The sequence below is a fragment of the Pseudarthrobacter sp. NamE2 genome (assembly GCF_005796205.1).
Taxonomy (GTDB): domain Bacteria; phylum Actinomycetota; class Actinomycetes; order Actinomycetales; family Micrococcaceae; genus Arthrobacter.
The window spans coordinates 53,580-65,987 of record NZ_VAHN01000007.1 but is presented as its reverse complement, the minus strand read 5'-3'; the positions used below and the strand labels follow the sequence as shown (position 1 = coordinate 65,987).

General features: G+C 67.2%; 9 protein-coding genes and 2 pseudogenes. 8 read left to right on the top strand and 3 right to left on the bottom strand.

The genetic code is table 11. The features are described 5' to 3' along the window. Nucleotides 1–8 precede the first annotated feature (8 nt). Nucleotides 9–1,922 carry an amylosucrase gene (locus tag FDW83_RS10055; RefSeq protein WP_138137958.1) on the bottom strand — a complete coding sequence of 638 codons (1,914 nt, stop codon included), beginning with the start codon at nt 1,920–1,922 and terminating at the stop codon, nt 9–11. A 147-nt stretch (nt 1,923–2,069) separates the two neighbouring features. On the opposite strand from FDW83_RS10055, the pseudogene FDW83_RS19150 reads away from it, so the two are divergent. After that, nucleotides 2,070–2,189: pseudogene (locus tag FDW83_RS19150) on the top strand (VOC family protein); the annotation flags it as partial. A 36-nt stretch (nt 2,190–2,225) separates the two neighbouring features. On the opposite strand, the gene FDW83_RS10050 reads toward FDW83_RS19150, so the two are convergent. Continuing rightward, nucleotides 2,226–2,885, bottom strand: coding sequence for a GntR family transcriptional regulator (locus FDW83_RS10050; RefSeq protein WP_138138078.1), 660 nt, complete (start codon nt 2,883–2,885; stop codon nt 2,226–2,228). Nucleotides 2,886–3,020: 135 nt separating this feature from the next. Between FDW83_RS10050 and glyA the strand changes: the two genes are divergently transcribed. The 7 genes and pseudogenes from glyA (at nt 3,021) to purU (ending at nt 11,759) form a co-directional block, all read left to right on the top strand. After that, on the top strand, nt 3,021–4,361 hold the full coding sequence (gene glyA / locus FDW83_RS10045) for a serine hydroxymethyltransferase (protein ID WP_138137957.1): 1,341 nt from the start codon (nt 3,021–3,023) through the stop codon (nt 4,359–4,361). After that, nucleotides 4,358–5,578, top strand: coding sequence for a sarcosine oxidase subunit beta family protein (locus FDW83_RS10040; RefSeq protein ID WP_138137956.1), 1,221 nt, complete (start codon nt 4,358–4,360; stop codon nt 5,576–5,578). Before glyA ends, FDW83_RS10040 begins: the two co-directional genes overlap by 4 nt. A 19-nt stretch (nt 5,579–5,597) precedes the next feature. After that, nucleotides 5,598–5,867 (top strand): annotated as a pseudogene (locus FDW83_RS10035) (sarcosine oxidase subunit delta); the annotation flags it as partial. Between the two features lie 32 nt (nt 5,868–5,899). Continuing rightward, a complete protein-coding gene (locus tag FDW83_RS10030) occupies nt 5,900–8,842 on the top strand; it encodes a sarcosine oxidase subunit alpha family protein (RefSeq protein ID WP_138137954.1) in 2,943 nt (980 codons plus the stop codon). Then, nucleotides 8,835–9,485 carry a sarcosine oxidase subunit gamma gene (locus tag FDW83_RS10025; protein ID WP_138137953.1) on the top strand — a complete coding sequence of 217 codons (651 nt, stop codon included), beginning with the start codon at nt 8,835–8,837 and terminating at the stop codon, nt 9,483–9,485. The genes FDW83_RS10030 and FDW83_RS10025 overlap by 8 nt, the downstream gene beginning before the upstream one ends. Then, on the top strand, nt 9,485–10,858 hold the full coding sequence (locus FDW83_RS10020; protein ID WP_138137952.1) for an L-serine ammonia-lyase: 1,374 nt from the start codon (nt 9,485–9,487) through the stop codon (nt 10,856–10,858). Before FDW83_RS10025 ends, FDW83_RS10020 begins: the two co-directional genes overlap by 1 nt. A 4-nt stretch (nt 10,859–10,862) precedes the next feature. Beyond that, nucleotides 10,863–11,759: a formyltetrahydrofolate deformylase gene (gene purU, locus FDW83_RS10015; protein WP_138137951.1), complete on the top strand. Its 897-nt coding sequence runs from the start codon at nt 10,863–10,865 to the stop codon at nt 11,757–11,759. A gap of 8 nt (nt 11,760–11,767) precedes the next feature. Here the strand turns inward: purU and FDW83_RS10010 are convergent, their stop codons facing one another. Beyond that, nucleotides 11,768–12,397, bottom strand: coding sequence for an AmiS/UreI family transporter (locus tag FDW83_RS10010; RefSeq protein ID WP_138137950.1), 630 nt, complete (start codon nt 12,395–12,397; stop codon nt 11,768–11,770). Nucleotides 12,398–12,408: the final 11 nt, after the last annotated feature.

Below are 12,408 nucleotides of genomic sequence, written 5' to 3'. Positions count from 1 at the left end.
GGGGGAGGTCAGAGGGGAGTGACGCGCAGCCAGAGGTACTGGCGGGGGAGGAGCGTGACGCCTTCGTCCAGCTGCAGCGCTGCCTCGGAGAGAAGGTCGACGGCGGCGGGGGAGTATCCGCCGAACGTTGCGGCGGGCAGGGCCTGGGCGAAGTCGCTGAAGTTTGCGAGGGCCAGGATAAGAGAGCCTTCCCCGCTGCTGCCCGGCCGCTGGTACGCCAGGACCGAGCGGTTCCCCGTATCAAAATCGATGAGCCGCGTCCCTGCCAGTTCGGGGGTGCCGGACCGGACCTTGATCATCCGCTGCAGCCCGGCAAACACTGCCCCTTCAGGCGTGGCCGGCTCGGTGCGCCGGGCGTACTGCTCCTTGGGGAAGCGGGGCCGGTGCACCCAACGGCTGTCCTCCTCGTGGCCCGGCTCCTGCGCATAGCTGTAGTCGTTGACCTGGCCCACTTCGTCGCCCAGGTACAGGAGCGGGATGCCCCCGGTGCTGAAGGCAACCGAGTGGGCCAGGAGGATCCGTTCCACCCCCTCGGCCGGGTTGACCTCCATGCCGCACAGGGACGCCGTCGTGCCTGAAATCCGGCAGTCACCGGTCCTGGGGTTGTCCTGGAAGGGGACGCCGCGGGCGAAGCTGCCGGGGAACCGGTTGACGTAGAAGGAGTTGAGGAAGCGGCGGTGGTCGAAGCCGTTGATGCCCAGTTCCGCGGCGTCCTCGTCCGCGAAGGTCCAGCCGATGTCATCATGGCTGCGGACGTAGTTCACCCACGACGTTCCCGCGGGAATGCTGTGCCGCCGCTTCAGCGCCTGCGCCAGCAGTGAGACGTCCCGGGTGGCCAGGGAATCCCAGATGAGCGCCATCTGCAGCGGATTGTAGGAAAGCTGGCATTCGGCGGGGTCGATATAGAGCGCCACCTCGTCGGGGTGGACGATCGCCTCGGACTTGAACAGCAGCGACGGCGCCGCCAGCCGGCAGACGGCGTTGAACGCCCGCAGCAGGATGTGGGCCTCGGGAAGGTTTTCGCAGGACGTGCCCAGTTGCTTCCAAATGAACGCCACTGCATCCATCCGCAGTATCTCCACACCCTGGTTGGCCAGGAACAGCATCTCGCCGGCCATGGCACGGAACACCTCCGGGTTCGAATAGTTCAGGTCCCACTGGTAGGTGTGGAACGTGGCCCAGACCCAGCGTCCGTCGGCCATCCGGATGAAGGAGCCCGGGTGGTTCTCCGGGAAGATCTCCCGCACGTTCCGCTCAAAGGCGTCCGGCATGGTCCGGTCCGGGAAAATCCAGTAGTAGTCACTGAAATCCGGATCACCGGCAGCCGCCTTCCGCGCCCACTCATGTTCGTCCGAGGTGTGGTTGAAGATGAAATCCACCACCAGGCTGATCCCGTTGCTTCTCAGTTCGGCGGCCAATGAGCGCAGCTGTTCCATGGTGCCCAGCCTGGGGTTGACCTCCCGGTAGCTGGACACCGCGTAGCCGCCGTCAGAATGCGGCTCGGGCGCAAGGAACAGCGGCATGAGGTGCAGGTAGGTGAGCCCGAGCTCCTTGAAGTAGGGAATCCTGGCCCGGACCCCGTCCAGGTTTTCCGCGTAGCGGTCCACGTAGCAGACGCCGCCCAGCATGGTGTTGGCCTGGAACCAGCTGCTGCTGCCTTCCCGCTCCGCGTCCAGCGCCTTCAGGTCGGCCGGCCGGTCGTGCCAGGACCGGGCGCTCTGGACCACCAGTGCCGCCAGCTGCTCCTGCCAGTCGGACCGGGAGCCGTACAAGGACCCGAAAAGGCCGGCCAGGAGGGGCAGGTGCCGGTCCAGGCGCTGGTCGAAGGCAGGGTCCGGGGTGAGGCCCGCCTGCCGTGCGCGGGAGAGTGCCGCCTGGACATACCGGCTTGTCCCTTCGTACACGCTGACCGATTCCTGCATGCCCGTGGCCCCTTTCCTGGTCCGCCGGCGGATCCAGCGGCACCCGTACGGAAGTATCCCACGTCACAAAAAGCTGGGCCGTCCCCGTACACTGGCGCCATGGTGTCCCGTATCAGCGAACTGGTCCTGAACTGTGCCGACCCCGACCTGCTGGCGCTCGGAGCCCGCCCGGCCGACGTCGGGCAGGCCGGCGACGAGCCATGGCACGTCCTGGCCGATCCGGAGGGCGACGAATTCTGCCTGCTGCGCAGGCGGCTGGAGCAGTAAGCCGGTAACACAGGCCCGAAGCAGCTGCCGGGAGCGTCAGAGCACGCTGCGGATGGCCTCTTCGAAGCTGGAGACGTGGTCGAAGGCGAGTTTGCCGGCGCGTTCGGAATCCCCGTCCGCGATGGCCTGCAGCAGTTCGATGTGCTCGGAGATATGTCCGGCCACTGACGGCACCTTTTCGAGCACCATGCACCAGATGCGGGTGGCGAGGTTGTCGTAGCGGATCAGGACGTCTTCAAGGTGCGCGTTGCCAGCCGCGCGGTAGATCAGTCGGTGCACCTTCATGTCGTACCGCATGAGCGCGTAGGGGTCGTCCGTCGCATCCATCGTGGCGATCGCCGCCGCAGTGTCCCGCAACTCCTCGCGGACGGCAGGGGACGCGGCCTTGGCGGCACGCCGCGCGGCGAGCGGTTCAAGGGTCTCACGGAGTTCCGAGACGTCGGCCAGTTCGGTGATGTCCACGATGGTGGCGAACGTTCCGCGGCGCGGATAGGAGATCACGAGGTGGTCGCTTTCCAGGCGCTTGAGCGCTTCCCGGACGGGGGTCCGCCCGATTCCCATTTCCGCGGCCAGCCTGCCGTCATTGATGGCTTCGCCGGGCCGGATGTCCAGCATGATCAGCTTGTCACGGAGGTGCCGGTAGGCCTGCTCCGCGAGCGAGATCTCGCCCCCGGCCGTCAGCTGGTTGTCAAGCATCAGGCTCATTCCAGGCTCTCCCCTGTTTCGGTATTGACTCTTCTGTGATGTGAAACATACTATGGCGTTAGTTCTAATATATCAGTTACAGATCAGTTGTGGGTCAGTAACTTCCAAGGGCACTAAAGGAGAAACATGCAGAACGTACTGAACGCCTCGCTCGCCCAGGTGGACTCCGACGTCGCTGCCGCCGTAGCAAAGGAGCTGGAGCGGCAGCAGACCACCCTCGAGATGATCGCCTCGGAGAACTTCGCTCCGGCATCGGTCATGGAGGCGCAGGGCTCGGTCCTGACCAACAAGTACGCCGAGGGCTACCCCGGAAAGCGCTACTACGGCGGCTGCGAGCACGTGGACGTCGTCGAGCAGCTCGCCATCGACCGCGTCAAGGCCCTGTTCGGAGCCGAGTTCGCCAACGTCCAGCCGCACTCCGGCGCCCAGGCCAACGCCGCAGCCATGTTCGCCCTGCTGAACCCGGGCGACACCATCCTCGGACTCTCCCTCGCCCACGGCGGCCACCTGACCCACGGCATGAAGATCAACTTCTCCGGCAAGCTCTACAACGTGGTGCCCTACCACGTCCGCGAGGAGGACCTCCGCATCGACATGGCAGAGGTGGAAGCCCTGGCCCTCGAGCACAAGCCCAAGCTGATCGTGGCCGGCTGGTCCGCCTACTCCCGCCAGCTGGACTTCGCCGAGTTCCGCCGCATCGCCGACCTGGTCGGCGCCTACCTGATGGTGGACATGGCACACTTCGCCGGCCTGGTTGCAGCCGGCCTGCACCCCAACCCCGTCCCCTACGCGGACGTGGTCACCACCACCACGCACAAGACCCTGGGCGGCCCCCGCGGCGGCGTCATCCTCGCCAAGGAGGAGTACGCCAAGAAGATCAACAGCGCAGTGTTCCCCGGCCAGCAGGGCGGGCCGCTGGAGCACGTGGTCGCCGCCAAGGCCGTGGCCTTCAAGCTGGCCGCCGCCCCCGAGTTCAAGGAGCGTCAGGAACGCGTCCTGCAGGGCGCCCAGCTGGTGGCACAGCGCCTGCTCCAGGAAGACGTGGCCGCTGCCGGCATCTCCGTGGTCAACGGCGGCACCGACGTGCACCTGGTCCTGGTTGACCTCCGCAACTCGGAACTGGACGGCCAGCAGGGCGAAGACGCCCTCCACCAGATCGGCATCACGGTGAACCGCAATGCCGTCCCCTTCGACCCGCGCCCGCCGATGGTTTCCTCCGGCCTCCGCATCGGCACCCCCGCCCTGGCAGCCCGCGGCTTCGGCGCCGCCGAGTTCACCGAGGTCGCGGACATCATCGCCAAGGCCCTGATCGCTTCCGCCGGCACCGGCACCCTGCCCGGGGACACCGCCGTCGAACTCCGCGCACGCGTCACGGCCCTGGCGGGGAAATTCCCGCTGTACCCGCACCTCAACGCAGAAGCCGCACTGGCCGGTGCCGAAGCAGACCTGATTGGAGCAGCCCAGTGAGCGCACCCCACCTTCCTGAGCACCCGGATTTCCTCTGGCGGAACCCGGACCCCAAGTCCTCCTACGACGCTGTGGTTGTGGGTGGCGGCGGGCACGGCCTCGCCACCGCGTACTTCCTCGCGAAGAACCACGGCATGACCAACATCGCCGTCCTGGAAAAGGGCTGGCTGGCCGGCGGCAACATGGCCCGCAACACCACCATCATCCGCTCCAACTACCTCTGGGACGAAAGCGCGGCCATCTACGAGCACGCCCTCAAGCTCTGGGAGATCCTGCCGGAGGAACTCGAATACGACTTCCTCTTCAGCCAGCGCGGCGTGATGAACCTGGCCCACACCCTGGGCGACGTACGCGAAAGCATGCGCCGCGTGGGCGCCAACAAGCTCAACGGCGTCGACGCCGAGTGGCTGGACCCGCAGCAGGTCAAGGAACTCTGCCCCATCCTGAACATCAGCGACAACATCCGCTACCCCGTCATGGGCGCCACCTACCAGCCGCGCGCAGGCATCGCCAAGCACGACCACGTGGCCTGGGCCTTCGCCCGCAAGTGCGACGAGATGGGCGTGGACATCATCCAGAACTGCGAAGTCACCGGCTTCATCAAGGACGGCGGGCGCGTGGTCGGCGTCAAGACCACCCGCGGCACCATCAACACCGAAAAGGTGGGCCTGTGCGCCGCCGGCCACAGCTCCGTCCTGGCCGAAATGGCCGGCTTCCAGCTGCCCATCCAGTCCCACCCGCTGCAGGCACTGGTTTCCGAACTGCACGAGCCTGTCCACCCCACCGTGGTCATGTCCAACCACGTGCACGTGTACGTCTCCCAGGCGCACAAGGGCGAGCTGGTAATGGGCGCGGGCATCGACTCCTACAACGGCTACGGCCAGCGCGGCTCCTTCCACGTAATCGAGCAGCAGATGGCCGCCGCCGTGGAGCTCTTCCCCATCTTCGCCCGGGCCCACGTGCTCCGGACCTGGGGCGGCATCGTGGACACTACGCTGGACGCCTCGCCGATCGTGGGCACCACCCCCGTGGAGAACATGTTCGTGAACTGCGGCTGGGGCACCGGCGGGTTCAAGGGAACCCCCGCCGCCGGCATGACCTTCGCGCACACCATCGCCACCGGAACGCCGCACAAGCTGAATGCACCGTTCTCCCTGGAGCGCTTCGAAACCGGCGCCCTCATCGACGAACACGGCGCCGCCGCCGTGGCCCACTAGCCCGAGAAAGACAACGCACATGCTGCTGATCTCATGCCCCAACTGCGGCCCCCGGGATGAAACCGAATTCCACTACGGCGGCCAGGCCCACGTGGCTTACCCCGAGAACCCGAACGAACTGAACGACGTCGAGTGGTCCCGGTACCTCTTCTACCGCGCGAACACCAAGGGCACCTTCGCCGAGCGCTGGGTCCACAGCACCGGCTGCCGGCAGTGGTTCAACATGCTCCGGGACACCGTGAGCTACGACATCAAGGCCGTCTACCCGATGGGCACACCCCGCCCCGACACCACCCCTGCCGCCCCGGAAGGAGCAGCCAAGTGACTTCCCTGAACGCCCGCCTCAGCACCGGCGGCCGCATCGACCGCACCATCTCCTGGCGTTTCACCGTCGACGGCGAGGAATTCACCGGACACCCGGGGGACACGCTTGCCTCGGCGCTGCTCGCCAACGGCCGCGTCGCCGTCGGAAACTCCCTGTACGAGGACCGCCCCCGCGGCATCCTGGCGGCCGGCGTGGAGGAACCCAACGCCCTGGTGAAGGTGGCTGCCCGCTTCCCCGGCCACGTGGCTGAATCCATGCTTCCCGCAACCACTGTTTCCCTGGTGGACGGCCTGAAGGCAGAACTGCTCAGCGGCCTGGGCCGGCTGGACCCGGAGGAAGACAGGGCCGAGTACGACAAAAAGTACGTCCACACCGACGTCCTGGTGATCGGCGGCGGCCCGGCCGGCCTGGCCGCGGCCCGTGAGGCGGTCCGCACCGGCGCCCGCGTCATGCTGCTCGACGACCAGCCCGAACTGGGCGGCTCCCTGCTCTCCGGCTCCACGTCGCCGGAGCTGGCCGAGACCATCGAGGGCAAGCCCGCGCTGGAATGGGTTGCCGATGTGGAAGCTGAGCTGGTGTCCGGCGCGGAATCAACCGTGCTGAACCGGACCACTGCTTTCGGCGCCTACGACGCCAACTATGTCATTGCCGTCCAAAACCGGACCGACCACCTTTCCAGCCCCGCCGCCCCCGGTGTCTCCCGGCAGCGCATTTGGCACATCCGTGCCAATCAGGTGGTCCTGGCCCCGGGCGCCCACGAGCGTCCGCTGGTATTCGAGAACAACGACCGCCCCGGCATCATGCTGGCTTCCGCCGTCCGCAGCTACCTGAACCGCTACGCCGTGGCCCCGGGCAAGCGCGTGGTCATCAGCACCACCAATGACAGCGCCTACGCCCTCGCCGCCGACCTCCGCGCAGCCGGCGTCAAGATCGCCGCCGTGGTGGACGCCCGGCCCAAGATGACCGAGGCAGCCGCAGCCGCCGTCGAAGCCGGCACCCGCGTGCTGATCGGCAGCGCAGTGGCCAACACCTCCGCTGACGGAACGGGCCGGCTTGATGGCGTCACCGTCCGCAGCATCAACGACGACGGCGAGCTCACCTCCGGCATCGAACAGATCGCCGCAGACCTGCTGGCAGTTTCCGGCGGCTGGAGTCCGCTGGTCCACCTGCACTCCCAGCGGCAGGGCAAGCTGCGCTGGGACGACGAGCTGGCCGCCTTCGTGCCCGCCGCCGAGGTCCCCAACCAGCAGATCGTCGGTTCCGGCCGCGGCTCCTTCGTCACCGCGGACTGCGTCCGCGAAGGTATTTCCGCCGGTGTCACCGCAGCCACCGCTGCCGGCTTCAGCTCCGCCGTCGAGCCTTCCCCGATCGGCGAGCCGAAGGCTTCCGCCCCCACCCGCCAGCTGTGGCTGGTGCCGGGCGAGACTGGCACCCCGGACGACTGGCACCACCACTTCGTGGACTTCCAGCGCGACCAGTCCGTGGCGGACGTGCTCCGTTCCACCGGCGCCGGCATGCGCTCCGTGGAGCACGTGAAGCGCTACACCTCCATCAGCACCGCCAACGACCAGGGCAAGACCTCCGGCGTCAACGCCATCGGCGTGATCGCGGCAGCCCTGCGCCAGGCCGGGGAGGCCTCCCGCGGCATCGGCGAGATCGGCACCACCACCTACCGGGCGCCGTTCACCCCGGTGGCCTTCGCAGCTCTGGCCGGACGTCAGCGCGGCGAACTGTTCGACCCCGCCCGTATCACCTCCATCCACCCCTGGCACGTGGCGAAGGGCGCCCTGTTCGAGGATGTTGGACAGTGGAAGCGGCCCTGGTACTACCCGCAGGCCGGGGAGGACATGGACGCCGCGGTGCTGCGCGAGTGTGCCGCCGTCCGGGAATCCGTGGGCTTCATGGACGCCACCACCCTGGGCAAGATCGAAATCCGCGGCAAGGACGCGGGCGAGTTCCTGAACCGCGTCTACACCAACGCGTTCAAGAAGCTCGCCCCCGGATCCGCCCGCTACGGCGTCATGTGCACGCCGGACGGCATGATCTTCGACGACGGCGTCACGCTCCGCCTCGACGAGGACCGCTACTTCATGACCACCACCACCGGCGGTGCCGCCAAGGTCCTGGACTGGCTCGAGGAATGGCTGCAGACCGAATGGCCGGAACTCGATGTGCACTGCACCTCCGTGACCGAGCAGTGGAGCACCATTGCAGTGGTGGGGCCGAAGTCACGCGACGTCATCGCCAAGGTGGCGCCGGAACTGGCCGCGAACGGCGGCCTAAAAGCCGAGGCGTTCCCGTTCATGACGTTCCGGGAAACCATCCTCGCCTCAGGCGTCCGCGCCCGTATCTGCCGGATCTCCTTCTCCGGTGAACTGGCCTACGAAATCAACGTGCCCACCTGGTACGGGCTCAACACCTGGGAAGCCGTGGCGGCTGCCGGTGCGGAATTCAACATCACCCCGTACGGCACCGAGACCATGCACGTCCTGCGCGCCGAGAAGGGCTACCCGATTGTCGGCCAGGACACCGACGGCACCGTCACCCCGCAGGACGCGGGCATGGAGTGGATCGTCTCCAAGGCCAAGGACTTTATTGGCAAGCGCTCCTACTCCCGGGTGGACGCTCAGCGCGAGGACCGCAAGCACCTGGTCAGCGTCCTTCCGGTCGACGGCACGCTTCGGTTGCCCGAAGGCACCCAGTTGGTGGAAAAGGGCCGCTCCACCAACCCGGCTTACGGGCCGGTCCCAATGGAGGGCTTCGTCACCTCCAGCTACCACAGCGCCGCACTGGGCCGGTCCTTTGGCCTGGCCCTGATCAAGAACGGCCGCAACCGCATCGGCGAAACACTGGTGGCAGCCGCCGGCGACCAGCTGGTGGACGTCGTTGTGGCAGAAACAGTGCTTTTTGACCCCGAAGGGACCCGTAAAGATGGCTGAGACAGCAGCATCCCCGACCTCCGAGAAGAACCTCGCAGCCCAGAACCTGGCCGTCCGCACCAGCCCGGCACGGCAGCTCGCGGAAGCGTTCGCCTCAGGTTCCCTGGCCGGCACCGTTGAACTGGCCGAGGTGCCCTTCCTCACCCTGGTGGGGCTGCGGGCCCAGGCCGGTTCCGAGACGGCACAGCGGCTCGCGTCGGTCACCGGCGGCCTGCCGGCACAGTGCGGCGGGACCGTCACCAACGGCGACACCACGGTCCTGTGGCTGGGGCCGGGCGAGTTCCTGGTGGTGGCTCCCACCGAGGCGCACGAGTCCCTGGGCGGCGACCTGATACAGGCCCTCCAGTCCGCACTGGCGGATGGCCAGGGCCAGGTGGTGGACCTCTCCGCCAACCGCACCACCTTCGAACTGACCGGCCCGCGGGCCCGGGCCGTCCTGGAGAAGGGCTGCTCGCTGGACCTGCACCCCCGGGTGCTCAAGGCCGGCACCGCCTACTCCACCGAGGTTGCCAACATTCCGGTGATCCTGTGGAAGACGGGTGAGGAATCCTTCCGGATCTTCCCCCGGGCATCCTTCGCCGAATTCCTGGGCCGCTGGCTCCTGGACGCCATGCGGGAGTACGCCTCACCCGAGGTTCCCTGATGGCGCTCAGCGTCCTTGACCTGTTTTCCGTTGGCATCGGGCCCTCGTCGTCACACACGGTGGGCCCGATGCGGGCGGCCAAGCAGTTCGCCGACGACCTGAAGGCGGACGGGCAGCTGAGCTCCACTGCCCGGGTCCAGTCGGAACTGTTCGGTTCGCTCGGCGCCACCGGGCGCGGCCACGGGTCGGACAAGGCCGTGGTCCTGGGCCTGCAGGGCCTGGAGCCGGAGACGGTTAACACGTTCACCGCGGATGACCAGGTGGCTGCTGCCGCGCTGGACGCCGAGCTGCACATCGCGGGCACACACCGCGTGGACTTCAACTGGGAAGAAGACGTGGTCCTCCACCGCCGCAAGTCCCTTCCCGCCCACCCGAACGGAATGACCTTCCGGGCCTTCGACCACACCGGGGCCGTCCTCAGCGAGCGGAGCTTCTATTCAATTGGGGGCGGCTTCGTGGTTGGCGGCGACGCCGCGGGCGCGGACAAGGTGGTGGCGGACACCACCGTGCAGCCGTACCCCTTCTCCACCGGAGACGAGCTGCTGGAGATCTGCCGCCGGGAAAACATGTCCATCTCGGACGTGATGCTTGCCAACGAGCTGGTGTGGCGCAGTGAAGCCGAACTCCGGGAGAAGCTGCTGGACCTGTGGGCCGTCATGCGTGAATGCGTGCAGAACGGCTGCAACGCCGAGGGAATCCTGCCGGGCGGGCTGAAGGTTCCGCGCCGGGCGCCGCAGCTCTACAAAACCCTGTCGCAGGACTCGGGCAGCACCGATGCGCTCCACGCCATGGAATGGGTGAACCTGTTCGCCCTTGCCGTCAACGAGGAAAACGCCGCGGGCGGCCGGATCGTCACGGCGCCCACCAACGGCGCAGCGGGCATTGTCCCCGCCGTCCTGCACTACTACGTGAAGTTTGTTCCAGGAGCGGACGACGACGGCGTGGTCCGCTTCCTCCTGGCGGCGGCCGCCGTCGGGATCCTGTTCAAAACGAACGCCTCCATCTCGGGTGCCGAGGTGGGCTGCCAGGGCGAGGTTGGCTCGGCCTGCTCGATGGCTGCGGCCGGGCTCTGCGAGGTCCTGGGCGGAACCCCCGGGCAGGTGGAGAACGCCGCGGAGGTGGGGATCGAGCACAACCTCGGCCTCACCTGCGATCCGGTGGGCGGGCTGGTGCAGATTCCCTGCATCGAGCGGAACGCCATTGCCAGCGTCAAGGCGATCAACGCCGCACGGCTGGCCCTGCACGGGGACGGCAGCCACAAGGTCTCGCTGGACAAGGCGATCAAGACCATGCGCGATACCGGAGCCGACATGAAAACCAAGTACAAGGAAACCTCCCGAGGAGGACTGGCCGTGAACGTGATCGAGTGCTGAAGCCATGACTGTGACTGAAACCGATATTGCCGGTACTAAACTGCCCACCACCGTGGAGCACGTCCTTACGCTCGACTGCCCCGAAGGCCCGGGCATCGTGCACGCCGTCTCCGGCTTCCTGCTGGAAAACGGCTGCGACATCATCGACAACAAGCAGTTCGGTGACCGCGCAGAGGGCCACTTCTACATGCGGGTGCACTTCGTCTCGGAGGGGGACGAATCCACGCTGGACGCGCTGCGCAGCTCTTTTGCCCCTGTCGCCGATAAGTTCGGCATGCGGTGGCAGCTGGAGCGGCAGGGATCCAAGCGTAAAGTGCTGATCATGGTGTCCAAGTTCGGGCACTGCCTCAACGACCTGCTGTTCCGCGCCCGGATCGGCGAGCTTCCGGTTGAGGTGGTGGCCGTGGTGTCCAACCACCAGGACCACCGCGGGCTGGTCGAGTGGCATGGCATTCCGTTCCACCACATTCCGGTCACTGCAGACACCAAGCCCGAGGCCGAGGCCAAGCTGATGGACCTGGTGGACGGCCTGGACGTGGAGCTGGTGGTCCTGGCCCGCTACATGCAGGTCCTCAGTGACGAACTGACCCGCAAGCTGGACGGCCGTGCCATCAACATCCATCATTCGTTCCTGCCCAGCTTCAAGGGCGCCAAGCCGTACCACCAGGCCTACGCCCGCGGTGTCAAGACCGTTGGCGCCACCGCCCACTACGTCAACGCCGAACTCGATGAGGGTCCCATCATCGCCCAGCAGGTGGTGGAGGTGGACCACACCTTCGGTCCGGAGGACCTGGTGGCCGCCGGCCGCGACACGGAATGCAAGGCCCTGTCCAACGCCGTGCGCTGGCACTGCGAGGGCCGCGTGATCCTGCAGGGCAACCGTACCGTGGTGCTGCGGTAGGGGACGCACTAACTTCCGATGCCTCGGGCGGGAGGAACTGGACTGGCCCGGCCTGGAGCTTCAGCTCCGCGCCGGGCCAGCGTGCGTGCTGCACCAAAAAGACCGGCCAGGACAAGTGCGGCAAGCAATGCTGCTTCCCCCTGCCGCGGCCACATCCCCGCCAGTCCGAGGAACGCGGGCAGGGTTGCGGTGGTCTGGCTCGCCAGCACCAGCGCCCAGCCGATGGTCGCATCCAGGCCTGTCCGGCCCAGGGCAGACGATACGAACAACAGGCCCCACAGTACCGCCCAGGCAAGCCACAGCACCGCCAGCAGGGGATCGGTGCCAAGCCAGGCGGCAGCCAGCAGCAGCCCGACAAAGGCAACCATCCCGCAGAACCAGCCAGTACCTTTCGAGCCGAGGTCCAGGAGGACGTCCAGGCCCACGTAAACGTAGGTCAGCCCGAACAGGAACATTCCGGCCGCTGTCAGTAATGGCGCCCCGGCAGCCGTGCCCAGGTGTACGACGCCGAGCACCAGCTGCGTGCCTCCTACCACCAGGCTGAGGACGGCAGCGTCGCGGCGGGGCAGGCGCCCAAGCATCGCGAGCCCGTTGAGAAGCAGCGCGGCGCCGGAGAGGAGGAGGCAAACGTAGGGCATCAGGAGGCCTC

What these genes read in the sequence shown, in the direction of transcription:
- FDW83_RS10055 (WP_138137958.1), bottom strand. Translation starts at nt 1,922, where the DNA reads ATGCAGGAATCGGTCAGCGTGTACGAAGGGACAAGCCGGTATGTCCAG.
- FDW83_RS10050 (WP_138138078.1), bottom strand. Translation starts at nt 2,885, where the DNA reads ATGCTTGACAACCAGCTGACGGCCGGGGGCGAGATCTCGCTCGCGGAG.
- glyA (WP_138137957.1), top strand. Translation starts at nt 3,021, where the DNA reads ATGCAGAACGTACTGAACGCCTCGCTCGCCCAGGTGGACTCCGACGTC.
- FDW83_RS10025 (WP_138137953.1), top strand. Translation starts at nt 8,835, where the DNA reads ATGGCTGAGACAGCAGCATCCCCGACCTCCGAGAAGAACCTCGCAGCC.
- FDW83_RS10020 (WP_138137952.1), top strand. Translation starts at nt 9,485, where the DNA reads ATGGCGCTCAGCGTCCTTGACCTGTTTTCCGTTGGCATCGGGCCCTCG.
- purU (WP_138137951.1), top strand. Translation starts at nt 10,863, where the DNA reads ATGACTGTGACTGAAACCGATATTGCCGGTACTAAACTGCCCACCACC.
- FDW83_RS10010 (WP_138137950.1), bottom strand. Translation starts at nt 12,397, where the DNA reads ATGCCCTACGTTTGCCTCCTCCTCTCCGGCGCCGCGCTGCTTCTCAAC.